The sequence below is a fragment of the Photorhabdus heterorhabditis genome (assembly GCF_001280945.1).
GTDB classification, from domain to species: domain Bacteria; phylum Pseudomonadota; class Gammaproteobacteria; order Enterobacterales; family Enterobacteriaceae; genus Photorhabdus; species Photorhabdus heterorhabditis.
Genome location: NZ_LJCS01000248.1, coordinates 1 through 397, shown reverse-complemented (window position 1 = coordinate 397; position 397 = coordinate 1). Strand labels below are relative to the sequence as shown.

Genomic DNA, 397 nt, shown 5'->3' with positions numbered 1-397 from the left:
TCCCGGACACGGTGCAGGGCGCGCATGGCTTGTTGGGCTTCTGTTCTGGGCTGAACAAAACGCATTGAGGGCCGTGAAGCAGCTTCACAGATAGCCTCCGCATCAATAAAATCATTCTTGTTACTTTTGACAAAAGGGCGGACAAACTGCGGTGAAATCAGCTTGGCCTCATGCCCAAAATCAGCGATCCGTCTTGCCATGAAATGCGCGCCCGCACAGGCTTCCATCACCACTATTGCCGGAGAGCAGCCAGCTAAGAATTCCATCAATTTAGTTCGGGTGAATTTTTTACGCAGCAACGCTTTTCCTGATTGATCCTGACAATGGATATGAAAGGAATGCTTGCCAAGATCGATGCCAATCAATGCGATAGTGTTCATGATGGTGGCCTCTTAAA

At 49.1% G+C, this 397-nt stretch carries 1 protein-coding gene; it reads right to left on the bottom strand.

Annotated features, from left to right (window positions below):
- Positions 1–380, bottom strand: a 380-nt coding sequence (locus tag AM629_RS21575) for an IS110 family RNA-guided transposase (protein WP_152912080.1), incomplete at its 3' end; no start/stop codon positions are given.
- Positions 381–397 lie beyond the last annotated feature (17 nt).